Source organism: Beijerinckia sp. 28-YEA-48, from assembly GCF_900104955.1.
Taxonomy (GTDB): domain Bacteria; phylum Pseudomonadota; class Alphaproteobacteria; order Rhizobiales; family Beijerinckiaceae; genus Terripilifer.
The window spans coordinates 5,567,019-5,590,672 of the sequence record NZ_FNSI01000001.1 but is presented as its reverse complement, the minus strand read 5'-3'; the positions used below and the strand labels follow the sequence as shown (position 1 = coordinate 5,590,672).

The 23,654-nt window shown below is 61.4% G+C and carries 20 protein-coding genes; 15 read left to right on the top strand and 5 right to left on the bottom strand.

Annotated elements, in window-relative coordinates:
• Window positions 1-2: 2 nt before the first annotated feature.
• Window positions 3-1,442: a DUF1254 domain-containing protein gene (locus BLW50_RS26210; RefSeq protein WP_170850361.1), complete on the bottom strand. Its 1,440-nt coding sequence runs from the start codon at window positions 1,440-1,442 to the stop codon at window positions 3-5.
• 26 nt (window positions 1,443-1,468) lie between these two features.
• A complete protein-coding gene (locus tag BLW50_RS26205) occupies window positions 1,469-2,815 on the bottom strand; it encodes a DUF1254 domain-containing protein (RefSeq protein ID WP_244544405.1) in 1,347 nt (448 codons plus the stop codon).
• A 693-nt stretch (window positions 2,816-3,508) separates the two neighbouring features.
• On the opposite strand from BLW50_RS26205, the gene BLW50_RS26200 reads away from it, so the two are divergent.
• On the top strand, window positions 3,509-4,402 hold the full coding sequence (locus tag BLW50_RS26200) for a response regulator transcription factor (RefSeq protein ID WP_348272868.1): 894 nt from the start codon (window positions 3,509-3,511) through the stop codon (window positions 4,400-4,402).
• A 94-nt stretch (window positions 4,403-4,496) separates the two neighbouring features.
• Here BLW50_RS26200 and BLW50_RS30520 read toward each other — a convergent pair whose 3' ends face one another.
• Both BLW50_RS30520 and BLW50_RS26185 read right to left on the bottom strand, forming a co-directional pair.
• Window positions 4,497-5,222, bottom strand: a complete 726-nt coding sequence (locus BLW50_RS30520) for a hypothetical protein (RefSeq protein ID WP_139267749.1) — start codon at window positions 5,220-5,222, stop codon at window positions 4,497-4,499.
• Window positions 5,222-6,223: a DUF2092 domain-containing protein gene (locus tag BLW50_RS26185; RefSeq protein WP_090707772.1), complete on the bottom strand. Its 1,002-nt coding sequence runs from the start codon at window positions 6,221-6,223 to the stop codon at window positions 5,222-5,224. Before BLW50_RS26185 ends, BLW50_RS30520 begins: the two co-directional genes overlap by 1 nt.
• A 268-nt stretch (window positions 6,224-6,491) precedes the next feature.
• Here BLW50_RS26185 and BLW50_RS26180 point away from each other — a divergent pair, with 268 nt between their 5' ends.
• The 14 genes from BLW50_RS26180 to BLW50_RS26115 all read left to right on the top strand — a co-directional run bounded on the left by BLW50_RS26180 (window position 6,492) and on the right by BLW50_RS26115 (window position 21,928).
• Entirely contained in the window at window positions 6,492-7,424 is a 933-nt protein-coding gene (locus tag BLW50_RS26180; protein ID WP_090707770.1) for a formylglycine-generating enzyme family protein, read from the top strand.
• Between the two features lie 46 nt (window positions 7,425-7,470).
• Window positions 7,471-9,156: an arylsulfatase gene (locus BLW50_RS26175; RefSeq protein ID WP_090707768.1), complete on the top strand. Its 1,686-nt coding sequence runs from the start codon at window positions 7,471-7,473 to the stop codon at window positions 9,154-9,156.
• A 66-nt stretch (window positions 9,157-9,222) separates the two neighbouring features.
• On the top strand, window positions 9,223-9,576 hold the full coding sequence (locus tag BLW50_RS26170) for an HdeA/HdeB family chaperone (RefSeq protein ID WP_244544404.1): 354 nt from the start codon (window positions 9,223-9,225) through the stop codon (window positions 9,574-9,576).
• Window positions 9,573-12,155, top strand: coding sequence for a fused MFS/spermidine synthase (locus tag BLW50_RS26165; protein WP_139267748.1), 2,583 nt, complete (start codon window positions 9,573-9,575; stop codon window positions 12,153-12,155). Before BLW50_RS26170 ends, BLW50_RS26165 begins: the two co-directional genes overlap by 4 nt.
• A 35-nt stretch (window positions 12,156-12,190) precedes the next feature.
• Entirely contained in the window at window positions 12,191-13,240 is a 1,050-nt protein-coding gene (locus BLW50_RS26160) for an HAD family hydrolase (protein ID WP_090709749.1), read from the top strand.
• Window positions 13,237-14,247 (top strand): AAA family ATPase, encoded by a 1,011-nt coding sequence (locus BLW50_RS26155; protein ID WP_090707764.1) that lies wholly within the window; start codon window positions 13,237-13,239, stop codon window positions 14,245-14,247. Before BLW50_RS26160 ends, BLW50_RS26155 begins: the two co-directional genes overlap by 4 nt.
• Before the next feature lie 14 nt (window positions 14,248-14,261).
• Window positions 14,262-15,266, top strand: a complete 1,005-nt coding sequence (locus BLW50_RS26150) for a DUF58 domain-containing protein (protein WP_090707762.1) — start codon at window positions 14,262-14,264, stop codon at window positions 15,264-15,266.
• A complete protein-coding gene (locus tag BLW50_RS26145) occupies window positions 15,263-15,754 on the top strand; it encodes a DUF4381 domain-containing protein (RefSeq protein ID WP_090707760.1) in 492 nt (163 codons plus the stop codon). The genes BLW50_RS26150 and BLW50_RS26145 overlap by 4 nt, the downstream gene beginning before the upstream one ends.
• Window positions 15,755-15,756: 2 nt before the next feature.
• Window positions 15,757-16,776: a VWA domain-containing protein gene (locus BLW50_RS26140; RefSeq protein ID WP_090709745.1), complete on the top strand. Its 1,020-nt coding sequence runs from the start codon at window positions 15,757-15,759 to the stop codon at window positions 16,774-16,776.
• Window positions 16,773-17,690 carry a VWA domain-containing protein gene (locus tag BLW50_RS26135; protein ID WP_244544403.1) on the top strand — a complete coding sequence of 306 codons (918 nt, stop codon included), beginning with the start codon at window positions 16,773-16,775 and terminating at the stop codon, window positions 17,688-17,690. The genes BLW50_RS26140 and BLW50_RS26135 overlap by 4 nt, the downstream gene beginning before the upstream one ends.
• Complete coding sequence (locus BLW50_RS26130; RefSeq protein WP_090707757.1) at window positions 17,687-18,331, top strand: tetratricopeptide repeat protein; 645 nt, start codon at window positions 17,687-17,689, stop codon at window positions 18,329-18,331. Before BLW50_RS26135 ends, BLW50_RS26130 begins: the two co-directional genes overlap by 4 nt.
• A 47-nt stretch (window positions 18,332-18,378) precedes the next feature.
• Window positions 18,379-19,605, top strand: a complete 1,227-nt coding sequence (locus BLW50_RS26125; protein ID WP_170850360.1) for a BatD family protein — start codon at window positions 18,379-18,381, stop codon at window positions 19,603-19,605.
• Window positions 19,606-19,863: 258 nt separating this feature from the next.
• Window positions 19,864-20,304 carry a hypothetical protein gene (locus BLW50_RS26120; RefSeq protein WP_090707750.1) on the top strand — a complete coding sequence of 147 codons (441 nt, stop codon included), beginning with the start codon at window positions 19,864-19,866 and terminating at the stop codon, window positions 20,302-20,304.
• Window positions 20,291-21,928 carry an MltF family protein gene (locus BLW50_RS26115; protein WP_244544402.1) on the top strand — a complete coding sequence of 546 codons (1,638 nt, stop codon included), beginning with the start codon at window positions 20,291-20,293 and terminating at the stop codon, window positions 21,926-21,928. The genes BLW50_RS26120 and BLW50_RS26115 overlap by 14 nt, the downstream gene beginning before the upstream one ends.
• Window positions 21,929-22,060: 132 nt before the next feature.
• On the opposite strand, the gene BLW50_RS26110 is transcribed toward BLW50_RS26115, so the two are convergent.
• Window positions 22,061-23,470 carry a DUF1254 domain-containing protein gene (locus BLW50_RS26110; protein WP_244544401.1) on the bottom strand — a complete coding sequence of 470 codons (1,410 nt, stop codon included), beginning with the start codon at window positions 23,468-23,470 and terminating at the stop codon, window positions 22,061-22,063.
• Window positions 23,471-23,654: the final 184 nt, after the last annotated feature.

The following is a 23,654-nucleotide window of genomic DNA, read 5'->3' as shown; positions in this document are numbered from 1 at the left end:
TCCTATTTCACACGCTCAACGGTCGGCGATTTCCATTTGCCTTGGAGCAGCATTGGCTTTGGCCAGTAGTAGCGCATCGCCATCATGAACGGCCCTTTCGGCGCGGGCAGCCAATTGGCCTCCTTGTCCGCACCAGGGGAGGCGTTCTGTATGTAGATCGTCAGGCCTCCATCCGGATCTTTCTTGAGATCGGAGAGCATGGGCGAATTGATCAGGTAGCGATTGATGGGATTTTTCACCAGCAACTGGCCGGGACGATCATACATGGTGAGAGACCAGAAGGCATTGACCGGTGGAAAGCTGTTTCCCTTGAATCGCAGCGTATAGCGGTTGGTCGTTCCGTCGAGCGCCTGCCCTTCGGTATCCTTTTCATAGATCGGGTAGAGCGCCTCTTCCTTCGAATTGGCGCCGATGCCGACCTGCGTTCCCACGGCGCGGCGCACATAGTCATTCTTGAGAAAAGCACGGGTGCCAAACAGATCTTCGCTCTTGCCTCCAAGCGCCGCCCGGCGCTCGTCCATGGCCTTCTGTCCGTCGGCCATCCCGGCTTCCAACGCCGCCTTCATCTCCGGCGACAGCGCCGCAACATCGAACCGCTTGCCAGGCACGATCCCTATCCGCGCAAAACGCTCGCGCAACGCGACTTCACTGGGATGAGCCGGCAATGCGAACTGGAGCCCGAAGGCTAGAACGTTGAAGAATTCGAGGGAGCTGCGCTGCGCCGCCGGAGCAATGGGCTTCACCCAATCGATGGGCGGAGCGGCGGGCGGCGGGCTAGAGCCGAGAAAGGCTGAAAGCGGCTGAACCTTATAGCCTTGCTGGATCTTCCTCACATTCTCGAGGTCGGCCGGATTGAACATCTGGGTGCGGCCAACGACGTTTACGAATGCGGTTTCCGCATGAAGTACTTTCTTGATGCCCTTGGGCGTCGCCCCCTTCCAGCCTGGACCCGCGACCAGATAATGGCCTCCGGCATTGCCTGTGGTACGGCTGCCGAGATAATCGAAGTTGAACGTATAGAGATCCATCATCTGGAAAACGAAGTAACGGTTCTTCTCAATCGGCGGCAGCGTGATAACCACCGGCTCCGCACGGAGATCCAGACCGATGAAGGAATAAGGCGTATCGGAATTTGGCGTCACGAATGCCGTATCTTCAGGCGTGAAGACGCGGGCTATGTTCAAGATCGAATTAAAAGGCCCTTTGTATTGAGGATTGGCCTTGTCGACCGAGAACTCGTACATCGTGCCGTACATGCTGACCATCGGCACGCCGTATATATAGGCGTCGCGCGCGATCTGGCGCGCCTCCGTGGGCGACACCGCTGTCGCGGTTTGCACCGGACGAGCACTTTCAGCGTGAACGGCCCCCAAAGCGATCGGCATGAACAGCAGCGTTGCAGACAGCAGAACACCGACAAACTTGTTCTCTCCTGCAAACATTTCATGCTCTCCTATTTTGGCGGCCGTCATCTGGCCGGCTCCAGGGGCGGCAGCTTCCATTTGCCGGTCATCGCGGCCTGGTTCGGCCCATAGATGCGCGCAACAATGGTGTAAGGACCCTGAGGCGCAGGCAGCCAATTGGCTTCCTTGCCGGCGCCCGGCGACGTTTGACCGATATAGATCGTCAGCGAACCGTCCTTATCGCGGACGAGCCCCTTGGTGCGATCGCCGATCGAATAGCGTTTGAGATCGTTGGCAAAGAGCAAGCGGTCAGGAAGCGTGTAAAGCGTCGTCGACCAGAAAAACCGGGCCGGCGGCAATTGGCCAGCTGGAAAATGCAGCATCAGCGACTTGCTACCGTCACCGACATAGCCGCCATACCAAGCCTCTTCGAGCGAATTGCCATAGAGGCCTTTTTCGGCGGCAATGGCCCGCTTCATATAGTCGTTCTTCAGGAAGCTGCGCGAACCAAACAGGCCGTTCGAGCTGAGCGTCTTGTCGCTCTGCTCTTTGAACTTGATCTTCGCATCCGCGATACCCGCATCAATCGCGGCAAGCTGTTTCGGATCCACCTTGGTTGCATCCCACGGCTTTCCGGGCGCGATACCGATCTCGGCGAAGCGTTGCATCAAGCCGCGCTCGCTGAGGTGCGGCGGTTGCGCGAACTGAAGCAGAAAATTGAGATAGCCGATGAAATCATGCGTTTGCTCTTTGGCCACGTCCGGCGCAGGCGCATCGAACGGCTTCGCGGCCGGTGGCGGCGGCCGCCTCAGAAAGACGCTGAGCGGCTCCAGCCTGTATTGGGCCTGGATCGCCTTGACCGCGTCGACATCCTCGGGACCGTTCAACTGTGTTCGCCCCAGAACTTCAACAATATCGCTTTCGGATTTGAAAACCTGGCGGATGCCTTGAGGCTTCTTGCCATTCCAATGTGGCCCAGCGATGAGATAATGGCCGGCCTGCCGCCCCGTCGCACGCACGCCCACATAGGCAAAATTGAAGGTAAAGAGATCGATCAGCTGCATGACATAGTAGCGATCTTTGGAGACCGCCGGCACGCTCAGCACCATGGGCTCGGCTCTCAGATCGAGCGTCGCCCAGCTATAGGGCGTATCGTTATTGGGCGTCACGATGTCTTTATTGTCGGGCGTGAACGTCTGCGCGTAATGGCGAAAAACATTGAAGCCGCCGATAAATTCGGGGCCGCCCTTATTCATCGCTTGCTTGTACCAGGTGTTGTAACTGGCGATCGGCGCATAGGCGTAGATATAAGCCTCGGACGCGATGGCTTTCGCCTCATCAGTCGAAACTTCAGCCTGCGCGGCAGAGCCACCGATAAGAAGCGCAAAGACGAGAGGGAGGGAAAACCGCATCATGCTTCTTCCTCGCAAACCTGGAAACGATGAGCCGAGTCGGTTTCCCGCCCGGCTCATCGCAGATGACCTCATTGAAGTCAGGCTTTCGCGCAGAAGACGGGAGTTCTAAGCCCGATAGCCGATCCTCCTCATGCACGACTTATAGATGTTCAGGCGTGCGTTTGTATTGGGATCAGCAGCATCAACGATAGTAGGAACGGCTTTCTGAGCCATCGCAACGCACTGTGAAATGGCCGCGTCCCTTGTCGGACGCTGCTGCGCCGAAGCCGACTGTGCAATGGCGATCGCCGACACGGCTGCAATCAGAGTTATTGCCAACAATCTCATGATACGTCTCCCTGGTTGAGTGCGCAGCGGACTGTGGATGTTCAGCGCCCCTGCCTTTACCCACTTGAACCCGGCTAAAGTACCAGTTCACGGAAGCCGCCATATGCGGGAAACCCCCAGCTCTTCCGGGAATGAAACCCTACTTCCGCCGCTTTGCGTCCCCTCGGGCGGCGGCGCAGGACGCGACGCGATCTCGTCGTTCTGGGGGAGGGTTTTCCCTGAGGGCTATCATCCAGCAACTCTGCCATGCTGCCGAAAGCCAACCAGATTTGCGATCAATCGGGATGGAAGGCAGGCCAGCGCGGCAGCGGTTCCCGCACCAAATTCCATGCCTTTTGATCCAGCGGTCTTTCGCTTCAGCTCTTGGGCTCGACACGACTGGGCCGCACCAACACGGATGATAAAAGCGATTTCCGAAGCCCGACCCTCGGAATATTATTAACCGTCGAACTAGGTATTTGTCCCGATGTTAATAAGGGTTTGGAAAATAGCCTATGCCACTATGAGCGATACAATCAGTATCAGGATCTCCGCCCAGTGATCGTTCACCGCGCCTCAGGGGACTACATGGTTCCTTCAAAAAAACACGATGGCCCGGCCCCGATGGCACAGCGCTTCAGCGCTACGACCATTATGATCGCGGATGATCACGATGTGGTTCGGCGTGGCGTGCGGGCCATCATCGAGTCCCGCCCAGGCTGGGAAATCGTTGGAGAAGCCGATGATGGCGCGAGAGCTTTCGCCATCGCCGAGCAAACCAAGCCGACGGTGGCCGTCATCGATTATTCCCTGCCTTCGCTGAATGGCGCCGAACTGACCCGGCGGATCAAGACCGTCAGTCCGGATACGGAAGTGCTCATCTTCACCATGCATGACAATGAGGTGCTGATGCGCGATGTTCTGGCCGCTGGCGCTCGCGGATTTTTACTGAAGTCCGATGCCGATAAGCAGCTCATCGCGGCCATTGAATCGATGATCCGCCGGCAACCCTTCTTCACCGGCCGGGTCACGGAAGCCTTTCTCAAACTCTATTTGTCGCAGCCGGCCATTCCTGGTGAAACGACGCTCACCGCGCGCGAACGGGAAGTCGTTCAGCTGATCGCCGAAGGCCACTCCAGCAAGTCCGCGAGCCGAATTCTCAACATCAGTTTGAAGACGGTTGAATCCCATCGCGGCTCGGCGATGCACAAATTGGGCATTACCACCACCGCCGCGCTCGTGCGCTATGCAATTCGCAACAAGCTCATCGAGCCTTAAGCGCTTGAGCCGCTGCGGCTCACGGCTCAAGACGCGATAGCGCCGCCGGCTCGTTCAAAACAGCAGCTCATTTCCGCGCATCGGATCGCCCCGCTCATAGCGGCGAGGCGACGGCGATGTAGACCAATTGGTTGCCGGAATAGGTGGGCTTGAACCAGGTCGACCCACACAGTTCGTAAGTGACACCCTTGACGTTCTGCGCGGCGCATTGGGGCGGCAGCGTCGCGACAACCGAGCCAATGGCGGCTGCGGTCACGGCCGCTGCGCCAGCCACGGCCAGCGGATCGGCAACCCAGGGATTACCCCAATAGTAACCGGGATAGATCGGCGGCGCTGGCGGGATAGGTCCCGGATAAGGATAAGGCCCGGGATGCGGGCCAGGGCCGGGTCCCGGGTGCGGACCCGGGCCGGGACCTGGTCCCGGACCAGGATGAGGGCCAGGACCCGGATGAGGACCGGGACCTGGATGTGGCCCCGGACCGGGATGAGGCCCCGGACCGACATGCTGCTGGCCAGGATGGCCAGGGCCACGGCCTGGAACGACGCCTGCGTAGGGACGTGGTAACGCCGGATGATAGCCCATGGACGGGCTGTAAGCCGGACGGAACCCGCCGCCAGGTCGAAAGCCTGGCCCCATACGAGGCCCAAAGCCACCGCCGCCAAAACGGCCGGCGTTGAAGCCGGGCCCGACATTCATATGCCCGCCACGTCCGCCAAAGGCGAAGCGCGCCTGGGCTGCGTCGACGACAACGCATGTGGTGGCGGCCGCTGCGCTCAGGATGGCAACCCAGGCAGAACGGCCTGATTTCAGCTTGCTCATCAGCGCAGCTCCTTCACATCCGCGGTCAAGAACTCGATGCGCTTCGCATCGGCGGCAGGCGTGTAGGTGAAGAGGTCGTCGGACAGAGTGGGAGCGGAATTCCAATTCAACATGGCCTGAAAGCGAGGCATGGCCGGATCGGCTGTATTGACGATGGCCAACAGCAAGGGCAGCGGCTTTTCGCCTATGCCCACACAAACCTCCCAGTCTCGGCCGGGAGAGCGGAACGCCCAATGCTCGCAGCGGGCATTGTCGATGGTGAGTTCGCCGATTTTCGAGGCCTCGAAGACATCGCGGACCGGCGCATCATCCGTGCCCCACAGGAACAAATCGGCGAAGGGCAGCTCTATGCCATATTTGGCAGCCGCCAGTTCAAGCGTTGCCTTGATGGTGGGCGGCGCATCAGCCTGGGCGTAATAGCGTTCGCGCGGCGAAACGAAGGTGAAAGTCTTGCCGTCGTAAATGAACTCGCGATTCTGCGCCTCGGATACCACATCGATGCGCAACTTGTTTGGCACAACGACGCGATACCGCGCCGTTCCGGGCACGCCGATCTTCTGACCGTTATCCAGAACGACTTCGATCAACGTCGTCGCATTCAGCTCGAACGACGAAAGCGAACGGAGATATCCGCCCATCTTCGCCAGCGCCGCGAGCGCATTCGGATCGATCCGCGGGCCTTCGATGGTGCTGCTGGATGTTCGGTTGCGTCTGCTCTGGGCAGTTCCCTCCGTGGGAGCAAGCAGGGAAACCGCGGTTAGAGACAGGATCGCAGCCAGGACCCTGCGGCACCACTCTCGCCTCACCGGCATTTTGCATCCCTCCGCCCATTCGCAGAGCGCGCTGCGGCGCAGCCGAAACTTCTTGGAAGTCACGACCATGCAGACGCCCAAACCACCCATATCAGCGTTGACGCGATGACCGATGCCGCCGCGTAAGCTCAGCAAATTGTCGGAGGACAAGCCGAATAGCGGTATCGGGGTTAACCCCAGAACCTTCATTGGCGAACCCGTAGGTATTTTCTCGCGCCGGAGCGGCAAGGAATCGGAAGGTGCCGCGCGCCAAACCCATCGCGTGCGGCGCTTTCGAAGCCATTACAACATGTCCGTTCAATGATGTGATCGCGGATGTGATCGCGCCGGGGACATCTTTTCCCGAGACTGGGGGTTTTGCCGGATAGAGGCCCGTTGGCCGAGTTACTATCGTCTCGGCATGATAACAGGCGAGCTTGCCCCTCCTCCTCTGAAGGATCGCGGTTCAGACCTCGACATGGTCTGGGTGCCTGGCGGCACATTCAAAATGGGATCTGACAAGCATTATCCGGAAGAAGCGCCGGTTCATCGCGTCAGCGTCGACGGCTTCTGGATTCAACGCACGCCGGTCACCAACAAACAGTTCCGCGCTTTCATCGAGGCCACCGGTCATCGCACCTTTGCCGAAACACCGCCCGATCCAAAGGACTATCCAGGTGCGCTCGCCAGCATGCTGAAAGCCGGGTCGCTTGTCTTTCGGGCGCCCGGCGGCACGGTCGATCTGCGCGATTGGAGCCGGTGGTGGAATTTCGAATTCGGCGCGAATTGGCGCCGTCCCTATGGCCGCAACTCGACCAATCGCGGCCTTGATGATCACCCGGTTGTTCATGTCGCCTATCAAGATGCCTGCGCCTATGCGGCCTGGCTCGGCGCGGATCTGCCGACCGAAGCAGAATGGGAGTTCGCCGCCCGTGGCGGCCTCGATGGCGCGGAGTTTGCCTGGGGCGATGGCGGGTTAAACCCTGAGGGCCGCCAGATGGCCAACACCTGGCAAGGGCAATTTCCCAACGAGAATCTCAAGCTCGATGGCTATGAGCGCACCTCGCCTGTCGGCGCATTCCCGGCCAATGGCTACGGCCTCTACGACATGATCGGCAATGTCTGGGAATGGACCAGCGACTTCTTCGCGCCGCGCCATACCGGAGATGCCGTCAAGGCGTGCTGCATCCCCAAGAACCCGCGCGGCGCGCAAGCGGAAGCCAGCTTCGACCCGCGCCAACCCAATATCCGCATTCCGCGCCGCGTCATCAAAGGCGGCTCGCATCTCTGCGCGCCCAACTATTGCCGACGCTATCGGCCGGCCGCCCGTCATGCCGAGCCGGTCGATACCTCCACCTGCCATCTGGGCTTTCGCTGTGTTCTTCGACCCAGCGCGAACTCGCAAGACTGAGCCGTTTTCCCGGGCCGCGTTCGCCCGCAGCAGAGGAGTAGCCCGCATGAATGCACAGCTTCTGATACAAGAGAAGGGATCGCCACCAACGCCCTCCCAATCCTTGCGACGGCGTCTCTTGGTCGCCTGCGCGACGATCGCTGCGATCGTTACCGTCGGCTCCGCCGCTCTGATTTCTGGCGCCGAGGCGCAAACACGCCCTGCCCCGGCCGCTGCCCAGGGTCAACAGGCGGCCCCCAATATCCTCGTCATTTTTGGCGATGACGTCGGTCAAGCGAACCTCAGTATCTATACGCGTGGGCTCGTCGGTTACAAGACGCCCAATATCGACCGTATCGCCAACGAAGGCATGCTGTTCACGGATTACTATGCTGAGAACTCCTGCACCGCCGGACGTTCGACCTTTATCACGGGCCAAGCCTGCCTGCGCACCGGCCTATGCAAAGTCGGCGCGCCAGGCGCTACCGTCGGCCTTCAGAAGGGCGACATCACGATCGCTCAGGCGCTGAAGGCGCGTGGCTACGCCACCGGACAGTTCGGCAAGAACCATCTTGGCGACCGTGACGAGTATCTGCCTACTGCGCACGGCTTCGACGAATTCTTCGGCAATCTCTATCACCTTAACGCCGAGGAAGAACCGGAGCGGCCCTATTGGCCAAAGAACGACCCCATCTTCCAGAAAAGCTACGCTCCCCGCGGCGTGCTGAAGACCTCGGCCGATGGCAAGATCGAGGATACCGGCCCGCTGACCCGCAAGCGTATGGAAACCATCGACGATGAAACCACCGCTGCTGCAATCGACTTCATCCAGCGTCAGGCGAAAGCGAATAAGCCCGCCTTCACGTGGATGAACTTCACCCGCATGCATGTGTTCACCCACGTGCGCGACTCGATGCGCGGCCAGAGCGGCATGCCAGGCAATGAATATGCCGATGGCATGATCGAAATGGACCAGAACGTCGGCAAACTGCTGAAGGCGCTCGACGACGCAGGGATAGCCAACAACACCATCGTCATCTACACGACGGACAATGGCCCTAACGCCTTCACTTGGCCGGATGCAGCAACGACGCCGTTCCGTTCGGAAAAGGACACCAACTGGGAAGGCGCGTTCCGCGTGCCCGCCATGATCCGCTGGCCCGGCAAAGTCAAACCCGGTGAGGTCAGCAACGGCATCGTCTCTGGTCTCGACTGGTTCCCGACCCTTCTGGCGGCAGCGGGCGACACGGACGTCAAGGAACGCCTGCTCAAGGGCTGGCAGCCGCAGGGCAGCGCGACCAATTTCCGCGTCCATCTCGACGGCTATAATCAACTCGACTACCTCACCGGCAAAACCGACAAGAGCGCGCGCAACGAGTTCTTCTACTTCAACGACGACGGCGATCTCGTCGCCACGCGCTTCGACAACTGGAAGTTCGCGTTCGAGAAGCAGGAGATGCCCGGCCAGATGGACATCTGGGCTAATCCATTCACAAGGCTTCGCGTGCCGAAAATGTTCAATCTGCGGATGGACCCCTACGAGCATGCCGAGATTTCTGGCAGCGGTTACGATCAATGGCGGACCGAGAATGCCTATCTCGTCGCCCAGAGCGTGATCAAGGCTACGCAATTTCTGGAAACCTTCGTGGAATATCCGCCGAGCCAGCGCATCGCGAGCTTCAGCATCGAGAACGTGAGGCGCGCGGTCGACAAGAAGATCGACGAGTCCTTCAAGAAACGCGGCCTCGAATAATGGCGCGGTCGGGCGCCTCGATCGAGGCGCCCGATGACTCTCACACTTCGACTCAAGGAGTCTTTTATGCCGATCAACCGACTTATGCTCTCGAGCGCTTGCGCCGCAGCCATCACGGCATTTGCCGCCTTCTCCGCCCACGCGGCCGTCGAACTCTCCACCTATGCCGACGCCAAAGGCTTCATCGATGTGCAGAAGCTGACCTGCGCCCAGCTCGCCAACACCTATCAGGAGGACGCCGACATGCTCGCCGCCTGGTACAGCGGCTGGTACAATGGCCTCGCCAAGAAGCATTTTGCCCATTTCTCGCGGGCAAAGAGTGGCGAGCATCAGATCATCGTCTATTGCAAGGCTAATCCCGACAAGACGGTCATCCAGGCGCTCGACATCCTGCTGAAGGATGTGAAGGCGAAGAGATGACATTGGCGCGCGCCGACCAGGCCTCAACGCGCCGCTCTGGCCGAAGAACCACGCGTTCTTCGGCCAGAGCCAACCAAGCACGCATAGATGCGCGCACCGGCGAAAGCTTTCCGGCGCTGTTTCTATTTTTGTCTGGCATAGCCGCGCTCATCTGCCAGGTGCTTTGGATCAAGCAGCTTTCCTTGGTGGTCGGTGTCGATGTTTATGCCGTCACCATCGGCGTCAGCGCTTTCTTCACCGGCCTCGCCATCGGCGGCCTCGTCTTTGGCCGCATGGCCGATCGCACTGCCCATCCTTTGCGTCTCTATGCCGCCCTTGAAGGCGGCGTCGCCGTGCTCGCCGTGGCCGCCACCCTCGGCCTCGCCCAGGCCGCGCCCCTCTTTGCCAGCCTCGAACAAATCAGTCCGCTGCTCGCCTGGACGCTGGTGTTCGCCCTGGTCGGCATTCCCGCGATCCTCATGGGCGGCACGCTGCCGGCGCTCACCCGCTATGCCATGGGACAACGCGACGGCGTCGGTGCGATCGGTGGTCGGCTTTACGCCGCCAACACGGCGGGCGCCATCACAGGCGCGCTGCTGTCTTCGTTCCTGATCATCCCAACTGCGGGCATGCGCGGCTCGGCCTTCGTCGCGGCCGGCCTGTGCCTGGCAGCCGCCCTGCTTGCGCTCGCCGTTGGCAGAACCGCCAGGCCGGCCCAGCGGCCAGCCCCCGAAGTTACCCGTAAGCCGCAAGCGACCCGCTTGTCGCGCGAAGGAAAACTGGCGCTTGGTCTCTACGCCATCGCCGGCGGAATAGCGCTGGGCTACGAGGTCGTCTGGTCGCAGGCGATCGTCCCCTTCATGAGCACGCGCAGCTTCGCCTTCTCCATCCTGCTCGCGACTTACCTGGCCGGTCTCGCCATCGGCGCCGCCCTCTTCGCGCGGCGGGCCGATCGCATCGCCCGGCCGTGGAGCGTTTTCGGATTACTCATCGCGGGCGCCGGCCTTGCCGCGATCCTGCCGATCGCTTTGCTCGGCCCCTGGTTGATTCAACTGCAGAGCCTGGTCGAGGCATGGGTGTTGCAACTGACCGGCAGCGCCTTTGCCGGCATGTCCGCCCGCTTCGCTGTGGCTGCGATCTGCGTGGTCCTGCCCGCCACGATCCTTCTCGGAGCGGCTTTTCCCGCCGCGTTGCGACTGGCCGTCGCGCCCGGGCAAATCGGTCGTGGCGTCGGCTTCATCGTCGCCGGCAACACGTTCGGTGGGATCCTCGGCACGGCCCTCACCGGCTTCATTCTCGTTCCAGCGCTGGGCTTGGTGCGCAGCCTCGCTGTCCTTGCCATAGCCGCCGCCGCGATTGGAATGATCGCGGCGTTACGCGAGATACGAGCGGCCTCGAAAGCCTGGCTCGGCACTGTAGTTATTGGCGGCCTGGCCTGCGTCACCGCCTTTCTCCTTCCGGCCGACCGCTTGGCGGCACTGCTGCCGGGCGCCAGCGGCGCGAACCTGATCTCGTATGAAGAAGGCCTCGGCGGCACCGTGGCGGTGGTCGAGCGCGGCGCGGGACGCAACCGCTTCCGCCGTCTCTACATCCAGGGCGTCTCGAACTCCGGCGATGCCATGCCGTCGCTGCGCTATATGCGGCTGCAAGCGCTGCTGCCCTTGATCATCCACAATGGCGAACCCAAATCGGCGCTGGTGATCGGCTTCGGCACCGGCATCACCGCCGGCGCTCTCCTCACCTATCCGGGGCTGGAGCGGCGCGTGGTCGCCGAACTGCTGCCGAGCGTGGTGCGGGCGGCTTCAGCCTTCGACGGCAACTTTCAGGCAACGCGCGATCCCCGCCTCGATATCCGCCTGCGCGACGGGCGTCGCGAGCTTCTGCGCAATAGCGACCATTACGACCTGATTACGTTGGAGCCCCCGCCGCCTTCCGCGGCCGGTGTCGTGAACCTTTATTCGAGCGACTTTTATTCGCTTGCCCGTTCGCGCCTCACCGCGCAGGGGCTCGTGGCGCAATGGCTCCCCTTGCCGACGCAGAACGATGAGGACACGCGCTCCCTGGTGCGCAGCTTCCTTGACGTCTTCCCCCATGCCACGCTTTGGACAACCGAGCTGCACGAGATGCTGCTGATCGGTTCGCAGGAACCCGTGACGCTGGATCTGCAGCGGATCACCCAGCGGCTCGGACAGCCGGAGGTGGCCAAAGCCCTCGCCGATGTTGGCATTGCCTCCCCTGCCGCGCTGCTGGCGACATTCGTCACCGACCGCGCCGGACTGGAGCGCTACGCTGGCGCCGCCAGGCCGGTCACGGATAACGATCCGCGCATCGAATATGCCGGCTGGGTTCGTCGCTACGAGTTGAACACCACATTGCCGGCCTTGATGGACATGCAGCGCGCGCCCGTCATCATCGGTGCCGACGATCCTTTCAAGGCGGCGCTCGCCACCGAAACCGACACTCTCCTCACCTTCTATGACGCCGGCCTCGCCGCCTATGCCGGCGAGAGGGTGCGCTGGGCCCGGCAGATGCGGCAGGTTGCGCAGGCCGCGCCCGAGAATTCCTATTACCGCTGGTTCACCGGGGGAATGCGTGAATGAGCCAACTGCGGCAAACACCGGAGAAGAGAGACGCCATGGACGCGCGACAGCCGAGCCGGCGCGATGCCCTCGCCGGCGCGGCTGCGCTACTGATTGGCGCGACCACCGCAACCACAGGAGCCTTTGCCCAGGCCGATCCCTCGCCCTCTCCATTGCCTGCGCCATTGCCTTCTTGGAACGACGGCACGGCGAAGTCGGCCATCCTCGCCTTCGTGAAGAAGGTGACGCAGGAAGGTGGCCCGGATTATGTGAAGCCGGCGGAGCGGATCGCCACCTTCGACAATGACGGCACCCTCTGGGCCGAACAGCCAGTCTATTTCCAGCTTCAGTTCGCTTTCGACGAGGTGAAACGGCTGAGCGCCCAGAATCCGGATTGGAAGGGCAAGGAGCCCTACCGCTCGATCCTGGCCGGCGACATGAAAGGCCTCGCCGCTTCAGGCGAAAAGGGACTCCTGCAAGTCATGGCCGCGACCCACACGGGCATGACGACGCAAGATTTCGAGACCTCCGTCGCCAATTGGTTGAACACCGCCCGGCATCCGATGAAGAAACGTCCCTATACCGAGATGGTCTATCAGCCACAGATCGAATTGCTAAACTACCTGCGGGCCAACGGGTTCAAGACCTTCATCGTCTCGGGTGGCGGCGTCGAATTCATGCGCGTCTTTGCCGAAAAGGTTTACGGCATCCCGCCCGAGCAGGTGATCGGTTCGTCGGGCGCAGTGAAGTTCAGCATGGGAGCAGACGGCAGACCAGAGCTGCTCAAGGAGCCCAAGGTCGAGTTCGTCGACGATGGCCCCGGCAAGCCCGTCGGCATCAACCGCTTCATTGGGCGCCGTCCGATCCTCGCCTTCGGCAATTCAGATGGCGATCTCCAGATGCTACAATACACGACCGCCGGTGCTGGCGCCCGGCTGGCGCTGATCGTGCATCATACGGACGCCGAGCGCGAATGGGCCTATGACCGCAAATCTCATGTCGGCAAGCTCGACAAGGCCCTCGACGAAGGCCGCGCCAAGGGCTGGACCATCGTCGATATGAAGTCCGACTGGAAAGCCGTATTCCCGCCAGAGCGCTCGCCATGACGATTGCAGAAGACGAAACGAAGGACGAAGGCAGCGGATCAACGGCACGGGCAGCCATCGCCGACCTCCAGAAGCGGATCAACCAAGACATCATCGGCCAGGAGCGCGTCGTCGAGCGCCTGGTCGTTGCGCTTCTCGCCAATGGCAATGTGTTGCTGGAAGGTCTGCCCGGCCTCGCCAAGACGCGGGCAATCAAGAGCCTGTCGAAGAATCTTGAATCCGATTTCAGCCGCATCCAATTCACGCCGGACCTCTTGCCCTCGGATGTCACAGGCGGGGAGATTTTGCGCGGCGACGGGCAGTTCGAATTCCGTAAAGGACCGGTCTTCGGCAACCTCATTCTGGCCGATGAGATCAACCGTGCCCCACCGAAAGTGCAATCCGCCTTGCTCGAGGCAATGGAGGAGCGCCATGTCACGGTCGCGGGCAAGCGCTACGACCTGCCCGATCTCTTCATGGTGCTCGCCACCCAAAATCCCATCGAACAGGAAGGCACCTATCCCCTGCCCGAGGCGCAGATGGATCGCTTCTTGATGCATATTCGCATCGATTATCCCTCCGATGCCGACGAGGTGAAGGTGATGCGGCTCGTGCGTTCGGAAAACGTCACGGCGTCGGGGCAGGCGGCACAGCCCCAGCCGAAGATCCCCCAGAAAGCCATCTTCGCGGCACGCGCCGAAATCGATCAGGTCACGACCAGGAATACTGTCGAGACATATATGGTCGCCCTCATCGCCGCGACGCGCCGTCCGGCCGGGTTTGGCGACAAACTGAAGAATTGGATTTCGATCGGTGCCAGTCCGCGCGGTTCGCTTGCGCTTGATCGCTGTGCGCGCACCTATGCCTGGATGCAAGGGCGCACCTACGTCACGCCGGACGATGTCCAGGCAATCGCCCATGATTGCCTGCGGCACCGTCTCTCGTTGAGCTACGAGGCGGGCGCCGATGGTGTCACCGCCGATGGCGTTTTGGACGAGATCGTCAAACAGGTTGCGGTCGCAGCCTGACGCGAGGCGCGCTTATGGGCATGATGCGCGAGAAACAACGACCTGGCGAGACACGCTCCACAGCGGGCGCGCGGGCCTTTATCACGCTCGACGAACTGTTGCGGCTGAAGCATCGCGCCAAGGGCTTCAGCTTCCTGCCTCGTCAGCCCGTGCACAGCCTGCTGGCTGGTCGCCACGCTTCGCGGCTGCGTGGCCGTGGCCTGAATTTCGAGGAGCTGCGGCACTATTTCGAGGGCGACGACACGCGCTCGATCGATTGGTTGGCGACGGCTCGCCTCGGCTCTCCCCACGTCCGCGTCTATTCGGAAGAGCGCGACCGCCCGATCCTGCTGCTTGTCGACCAGCGCAGCACGATGTTCTTTGGCAGCCGACGGGCGATGAAATCGGTCGCGGCGGCGGAAGCTGCAGCGCTGGCCGCCTGGCGTGTCACCTCCCTCGGCGACCGGGTCGGCGCGGTGGTGTTCGGCGACGAAGAGATCGTCGAGATCAAGCCGCAACGGCGCGAAACAGGCGTCGTGCGCGTGCTCGCCGAGGTGGTTCGGCAGAACCAGGCGCTGGGGCAAGCCGCCCCCTCCGAGGCCGCGGGCCAAAAGCTCAATGAGGCTTTGCTGCGTGCCGCGCGCATAGCGACGCATGACTGGCTGGTCTGCCTGATTTCCGATGCTGCGGGGGAGGACGACGAGACGACACGCCTGGTGACGCAGCTATGCGCCCACAATGATGTCATGGCCATCTATGTCCATGATCGCCTGGAGCATGCTCTTCCCGATGTAGGCCCCGCCGTCTTCAGCGCGCCCTCGGGACAGATCGAGATCGACACCTCATCGTCGAGTCTGCGCAACGGATTCTCGACGGAACATGCGGCGTGGCGGACACGGCTGGCGAATCTTTCGCGTCACCGGGCGATCCCCATCTTACCGATCTCGACTGAGCGCGACGTCGCCAATCAACTGCGTGAACTGATCGGCCGCAGCAGCGACCGCCGAGCTGCGAGTGCCCAAGGCCGGAGCGCTTCATGAGCGACGATCCGGGAAGCCTTGCCAATCTGCGCGACTTGGCACTCCCGCCAGAGGTTTCGTTCTGGCCACCGGCGCCCGGCCTGTGGATTGTCACTGCGGCCTGCGGCGCCCTGCTCGCCATCATGCTGTGGCGCATGGTTCAAAGATATCGGGCCACCGCCTATCGCCGGGCGGCCATCGCCGAACTGAACGCGATCGCTGCCGGAATAGGGCGCGGCGATCCTGCTATAGTCGAGCGTATTTCGGCCATCCTGAAACGTGTCGCCATGGTCGACTATGGCCGGGAACAGGTGGCGTTTCTCAGCGGCTTGGCCTGGGCGGATTTCATCAAAGCGAAAGCAAGCTTCGAGGCGCAGACGCTCCACGCGCTGTTGAGCGGGGTCTATCGTTCCGGCCCCCCACCCGACGCGTTCGAACTCCACAAATTCATCGGCGATGCCACACGCTGGATTCGCAGCAGACGCAAGCCTCTCAGTGCGGAGACTTGACGATGCTCACCTTCGCCTATCCATGGCTCGCCCTCCTCGCACCATTGCCCTTCGCGGTTTGGCTGCTTCTGCCGGCCCACACCAGCAACCGGACCGGACTACGCGTGCCCTTCTTCGATCGGCTCGTCAGATTGAGCGGTCAGCAGCCGCATCGCGGCAGCGTCGTGACGCCACGCCGCCCCCTCCCCCTGATCGTGCTTGTCGTCTGCTGGTTGCTAACATTAGGCGCTTTGGCGCGACCGCAATGGATTGAACCACCGCTGCACCAGGACCGCCCGACGCGTGACTTGCTTCTGCTCGTCGATTTGTCCGGATCGATGGACACCAAGGACTTCATCGATACGTCCGGCCAGACGGTCGACCGCTTGACCGCGGTCAAACAAGTGCTTGATGATTTCCTCTCACGGCGCAAGGGCGACCGCGTCGGCGTCGTCGTCTTCGGCGATGCGCCTTTCGTGCTCGTGCCGTTCACGACGGATCTCGAACTCTGCCGCGCCTTACTGCGCGACACGGTGGTGGGCATGGCCGGGCCACGCACCGCCTTCGGCGATGCCATCGGCCTCGGCATCGGGCTCTTCGACAAGAGCACGGTCAAAGCCAAGACCATCATCGCGCTCACCGACGGCAACGACACCACGAGCAAGGTGCCGCCCGTGGAGGCAGCCGCCGTGGCGAAGGACCGAGGCATCGTCATCCACACCGTCGCCGTCGGCGATCCCACCGCTGCGGGCGAAGACAAGCTCGACGAAGCGGCGCTCAAACAGGTCGCGAGCAAGACGGGGGGCGGCTTCTTCCGCGCCCTCGATCGCAACCAGCTCGCTGGAATCTATCAGCGCCTCGACCAGATCGAGACGCGCCGGATCGACACAGTGAGCTTCCGCCCGAAGCGTGACGTCTACTGGATGCCCCTGGCCGCAGCTCTCGTCCTGTCGCTGCTGACGCAGGCATTACGTCTGCTGCGCGGCCACCGACGGACGCGCCCGCAAGCCGACGAGGCCGCAACCGCGACGGGGGCATCATGATCGAGGCTCTGTCCGCCTTTCATTTCGAGCGCCCGCTCTGGCTGTTCGCCCTCCCTGTAGCCCTCATCCTGGTGCTGATCGAGCATCGGATCGCCGATAGCGCCAGCCGCTGGCGACCGATCATCGATGCGGAGCTGCTGCGATATCTCCTGGTCGACAACCGCGCGACGTCCCGTATCACGCCCAACGCCATATTGTTGCTCGGCTGGACACTTGCCGCCATCGCGGTTGCAGGTCCGGCCTGGCAGCGCGAACCTTCGCCCTTCGCCGACGCTCAGCCGCCGGTCGTCGCTGTTCTCAAAGTCACGCACTCGATGATGACCGAAGACCTCGCGCCGACGCGGCTCGACCGGGCGCGCCAGAAACTCTCCGATCTCCTTGCCCTGCGCGAGAGCGCCGCCACCGGTCTCATCGCCTACGCGGGCTCCTCGCATCTCGTGCTCCCGCCCACCGCAGACAACAAAGTCGTGCTCGATCTCGCGAAAGCTTTGGAACCCGCCGTTATGCCGAAAGAAGGCGACGATCTCGCCGACGCCGTCGCTTTGGCGCAGCGGGTTCTCACCGGCAACGGCCACGGCGGCTCGATCCTGATCATGGCCGACACGGTCGCCGGAGAGCAGCTCTCACGGCTCGGCGATGCCGACGGCAGCAAGATCACGATCCTGTCCCTGTTACCGCCCAATCTCGACGCCGTCAGCATCCTGGATGCGGCCCGCGCGCTGGGAGCGACCGTCGTCGCGACCACACCGGACCAAGCCGATGTCACCGCCCTCGCTCGCCGTCTCGATCGTATCGGCCGCATTTCGGATGCCGCGGGCGAAGGTCAACACTGGCAGGAAGCAGGCTACTGGCTCACGCCCATTCTCGCGCTGCTCGTTTTGCTCTGGTTCCGCCGTGGCTGGGTGCTGACATGAGCCGCGCCGGCACAAAGAATTGGCTGCCCTACCTAGCCGTCGCTCTCGCCGCCGCCGTGGCCCTCGTCGTTACGGCGCAGCATCTGGGTTGGCGTAACCTGTTCCTGACGCCAGACCAGCGCGGGCGCATCTTGCTCGACCGCAACCAGCCGGCGGCGGCAGCCGAGGCCTTTCGTGACCCGCTTTGGCGCGGCACCGCGCTATACAGGGCCGGAGACTTCAAGGCGGCAGCGCAGGCCTTTGCCGCCAGCGACACAGCCGACAGCGCCTACAATCAGGGCAACGCCCTCGTCATGCTCGGACAATATGAGGAGGCCGTGAAACGCTACGATCGGGCGCTCGCCCTTCACCCCGGCTGGACGGATGCCGTCACCAATCGCGAGATTGCCCGCATCCGCGGCGAACGCAAGAAAGCCGAAGGCGGTGTCAACGACGACACCGAATCCAAGCCCGACGAGATCGTCTTTGATAAAACGAAGAAGGGCGGCGAGGACACGACGCTGCAAGAGCCAGGCCAGCCCATGTCCGACGAGGCCGTGCGCGCGCTTTGGCTGAAGCAGGTCCAGACCAGGCCCGCGGACTTCCTGCGTGTCAAATTCTCCTATCAACTTCAGTCAGCAGCCGAGCGGAACAGTCCATGATCCGCCTCATCCGCCTCCTTCTCCTTTGCTGTCTCACGAGTTCGGCCGTGGCGCAGACCTCCGCCACGGCGCCACTTGTCCGCGCCTCGATCACCCCATCCGAAAACATCGTCATCGGCCAGCCGGTCCTGCTCCATGTCGAGGTCCTGTTTCCCGGCGAAATGCCGAGACCGCCTTTGGTCAAGATCGCCGAGACCTCCGGCGCCCAGATCATGCGGTTCGAAACGCAGGCGATCACCATTCGCGATCGCATCGAAAGTCAGGATTATGTTGGCCAGCGTTTCGAGTTCATCGTCTTCCCAAGGCGCGGTGGCGATATCGACCTTCCCGCAGCCGACGTGACGCTGCTCGATCGCGCCGGCGACCCGATCGGGGCGGCCAAGGGACAGCCGCTACGGTTTGCGGTCACAGTGCCGGCCGGGATCGATCCGTCCGGGCCGGTCCTGGCCGCCCCAAGCGTCAGCGTAAGCCAAACCTGGTCGCCCGACCCAGCTTCGACGCCCTTCAAAGCCGGCGGCGCGATCACCCGCACCATTCAACGACAGGCCGCGGATGTGCCTGCTCTCGGCATGGTCGAGTTCCACGTCACCGCACCAGCGGGCGTTCGCGCCTATGTCGACCCGCCCCTCGTCAACGACACCATCAATCGCGGCGCGGTAAAAGGCTCTCGCACCGACAAGATCACATATGTCTTCGAGAAGGCCGGCACCTACGTTCTGCCAGCCTTGTCGCAACCCTGGTGGGACACCAAGGAGCGACAGGCGCGTTCCGAAACATTGCCGGGTGTGACGATTGCTGTCGCGGCGATCGCCGTACCATGGCAGTCGAAATGGCGCGCCCTGCTCAGGGATTGGCCGGCCATTGCCATCGCCCTGTCTATCGGCATCCTGTTGCTTGTGCTCTGGGTCCGCTTCTGGCCGCGATTGGCAACGGCCGGGCGCCAACGTCGCGAACGTTATCTGAACTCGGAGACATGCGCCCGCAAAGCCTTACGCAAGGCGGCCAAAACCGGTGACGCCGCCGCGACCTATCGCGCACTCCAGATCTGGTTGGCGCGTTTATCCTCTGACGCCAGACGAGACCTCGCGCAGAATGCGCCTCTGCTGTCCCTGATCGATCAACTCGAACGCAGCCTGTTCGCTCAAGCCGGCGCGTGGCCGGGCCAATGCGGAAAGGAACTGGCGGCGCTCGTAACCCGCGCCGGCCGCGGCAAAACGGCGAAAAAGGATATTCACGCCTCGCCACTGCCAGCGCTCAATCCGCCCTCCCGATAGCCGAGCCGCCACAAGCGCACGCTCAAATCGACGATGAGCCCTCCTGGATCGATTTGCCAATCAGCGATCTCGCCTCTCGACAAGTTAGGGGAAGCCCCCATGCGTGCCACGGGTTTTACCGGATAGAGCAGCCAGGGACGATGCCCGTACCATCAGGCTCCCACGCCGAGGCTTGATATCGCAAAGAGCGGCAATGTGAAAATCGTACAGCCCGCAAACAGAACCGACCGCAGTCGGGTTGGAATAAGGAGTATGGCAATGAACGTTTTTAAATTGCTGCTCGGCGCCGCCGCGATCCTTGTCGCTGCTCCAGCGATCGCGCAACCACGGCAGCTAGGTCCGCAAACGGGCACGGTCTATATCGAGCAGATCCAAGTGGCTTTCATCGGATCTGGTGAAGTCGGCGGCGGCACGCTTAATTTTCGTGGCCGCTCCTATGGCATCACGGTTGGCGGACTGGGTTTGGGAGGAATTGGCGCGTCAAAGCTGACGGCGCGTGGCCGCGTCTACGGATTGACACGGCTCGCTGATTTCGCAGGCGCGTATGTTCAACTCCGCGAAGGGTGGGCGATTGGCCGCCAAGGGCGCGGCAGCATCTGGTTGAAAAACGGCAAGGGCGTTACCATGAACCTCGATACCCGCCGACAAGGCCTGCAATTGTCGTTGGGCGCCGATGGCGTGCTGATTGGTTTCAAATAAGCAGGGATGGCATTGCCCTGATAATCCATCAGGCGACAACCAGTTGATCGCTTTCGCTACAGAGCTGGATGGAAAAACTATGCAGCGCGGTGTCACGATCTCGCTATGGAGTGCCATCCTCTTCAGAGGACTGACGATCCCCGCGCTTCTCGCATTGTCTCTTCCGATGGCGCCGGGGCACGCAGCTGCGCAGCCTTTGTCCGCAAACCTTGGCCTACCTTTGGTCAAGCCCTGGCTGGGCGATTTCGATGCCATGCGGGAGCGACGCATCATTCGTATTCTTGTCCCCTACAGTAAGACGCTCTTTTTTATTGACCGTGGCCGCCAGCTTGGTGTGAGCGCGGAACTTGGTCGCCGCTTTGAAGACTGGCTTAATAAACGTTACAAGACAGGGCCATTTCGCATCCAAGTCGCCTTTGTTCCAACGCGGCGGGACCAGATACTGCCGGCACTCAAGACCGGTCTCGGTGACATCGCGGCGGCCAATCTGACCGTGACAGCCGAGCGGCAAGCACAAGTGGCGTTTGCGCCTTCCTGGTCCGATAAGATCAGTGAGATCGTTGTGACAGGGCCAGCGAGCCCGCAACTAACGACGCTCGATGACCTCGCCGGACGAGATGTGCCTGTTCGCCTTTCGAGCAGCTACGCCACCCATCTCGAGAAACTAAACCAGGATTTCACAGCGCGGGCCCTTCAGCCGCTGCGCGTCGTCCCTCTTGAGGAAAATTTGGAGGACGAGGATATTTTGACGATGGTCAACGCCGGCCTGCTGCCCTTCGCCATCGTCGACAGCCACAAGGCGGAAATTTGGGCCACCATTCTCGACAATCTCAAAGTTCGTTCCGACCTCGCGATTGCCAGCGAGCAATCCATCGCTTGGGCCTTCCGTCAAAATAGTCCGCAACTTGCGTCCATTCTCGCGGCATTCGTCGCCGAACATAAGGTCGGCACGAAAATAGGCAACGATATCAAGCAACGTTACTTCAAAGACGACAAGCTGCTGAAGAACAGCAATTCAGCCGACGCGGCCCAGCGCTTTGCCGAACTTGAACCTTTCTTTCGCGCCCATGCCGGCACCTATAACTTCGACTGGTTGATGCTGACGGCACAGGGATTTCAAGAATCGCAGCTCGATCAGCACCGCCGCAGCCCTCGCGGCGCGGTTGGAATCATGCAGCTGCTGCCATCGACCGCGGCGGACAAGACGATCGCGATCTCCGGCATTGAAACGGACGCGGGCAGGAACATCCAGGCGGGCGCGGCCTATCTGCGATATCTTATCGCCACCTATATCAAAGACGCCAACCTGCCGGATCGAGAAAAGATGCTCTTTGCATTTGCCGCCTATAATGCGGGTCCCGGCAACCTCAAAAAATTTAGGAGCGCGGCAAAAGCCCAAGGCCTCGACCCCAATCTTTGGTTCGACAATGTCGAACATGCGGCAGCGCGGACTGTTGGGCGCGAAACGGTCGACTACGTGTCCAATATTTACAAATATTACGTCAGCTATCGCCTCCTTCCTCCCTCTCCCAGCGTGTGCACGATGGAAGAAGCCGAACCATCTTCGCCACTCAACTCATTATCAGATGCAGCGAAGACCCGCACTTGCCGGGCCAGGCAGTAGAGGTCGGTTTCGGCGCGGACAAGTTATCGATAGTGACCGGAACGGGAGCCTGCGCAAATGCTGTCGCGGGGATCAGGCACGCGAGCATGAGAGCAGTTATCGCTGAATTTTTCATGATAAGCCTCCTGTCCATCATTGCGCCGCGAGCTTTTCGATATCTGGCAATCGCCAACTCTTGTCGAATAGCGGCTTTCTCGGTCCATAGAATCTCATCATCACCTCAAAGCCACGCTGTGGATCTGTCGGCACCCAGTTCAGTTCTTTGCCTGCAGGGGCTTTCGGCCCAAAGTAAAGATCGACCGAGCCATCCGAGTTCTTTTGAACGTCCGGAACGTTCGATCCACGGCTCGTACGCGAAACATTCTTGATCAAGGCATGAGTTCCCCGGTCATAAGCCGTTGCCGACCAATAAAGGGAGACCGGAACGTTAGCGGGTATAGTCAAACGGTAGGTCTCTGCGCCGTTGAATTGCTCGCCAGCTTTGTCCTTGATCGTCACAAGATAGAACTGCCCCGATCCGAGGTGCTTCACACTGGAGTAAGCAAAGGAATAGAACGCACCGCGATCATCGACCGGATAAACGCCAGGCTTCGAAAAATTATTTGCGAGCCCCTCGACCACATCCGGGGCAACGGGCAGCGCCCATCGACCACCTGGATAATAAGGTGTGAAGAGAGCTTCGTAGCGAACGTCGAGCAAGCCTTTCGCTTCCTCCACCGCTTGTTCCAAAGCTTTCCGCTTATCTGCATCTGGATTGAACGGTTTGCCTTGTTCGATGCCGACCGATTTAAGCTGGTCGATCATCGCCTTGTCCCGATCCAGCCACGGCTCTCTCTGCACGAAACGATCCAGCGTTTCGAACAAGCGAATGTCGTAGGGGATCGTACTGTCGAAAAGAGTATCGATCGCGTCGACAAATGTCGTCGCTGGCGGAGTCGCAGCGCGCGAGAGCGGATAGAGCTTGATCCGCTTGCCATAAGCGACCGCATTCGCGATGTCGGCGGCACTCCCGCCTGTGACGTTGGAGCGAAGCAAGGGACCCGTCATGTAGGTGGCCGCGCGGAGCACAATGTAGCCCGGCGGTACCTTGCCGCTGTAGCCTGGCGGAAGAATGAGATATTTTCCTCCCTTCCCTTTATCGGCGCCGGCTGGGCCAACGTCTTCAAGAGCATTCTGCCAGGCGTCCGTTATAGTCCCTGTGACCGAGCCACCCTTGGCCGCCGGTAGTTCCAGCACCATCGGCCCCGCCACCTTGGTGTTGATGAAGGGCATAAAGTAGATCGTGCTCGGATTCGGGGTAAGTGTCTGGTTCTTCCAGTCCAGCAGGCGCGACCAATAGACGATCTGGTTTTCCTTTCCGCCCGCTTTGAGCATGGCCTGGAACATCAAGTCGAAATTAACAGCCGGCATGCCCCAGATGACGGCCTCGACAGCGCGCCGCTGGACGTTCCTGCGAGCGAGGTCTTCCGACGACAAAGGCTGAGCCAACGCCGGGACCATCACAAAAAGCAGAGCGAATGCAGCGCAAACAAATCTATTCAAGACATCCTCCTATCTGTTTCTCAAAAGGCTCATCTGAAGGCCGATCGGGGCAACGGACATGCCGACCGTCACACGATGATCCCGCGCGTCTTCGGGATCGTGACAATCCGCGCCCATGCGAAACGTCCCGCCTGCGATCCAGACCATCGCATCCGGCAGATACACTGCCTCGTTGACGTTCCTG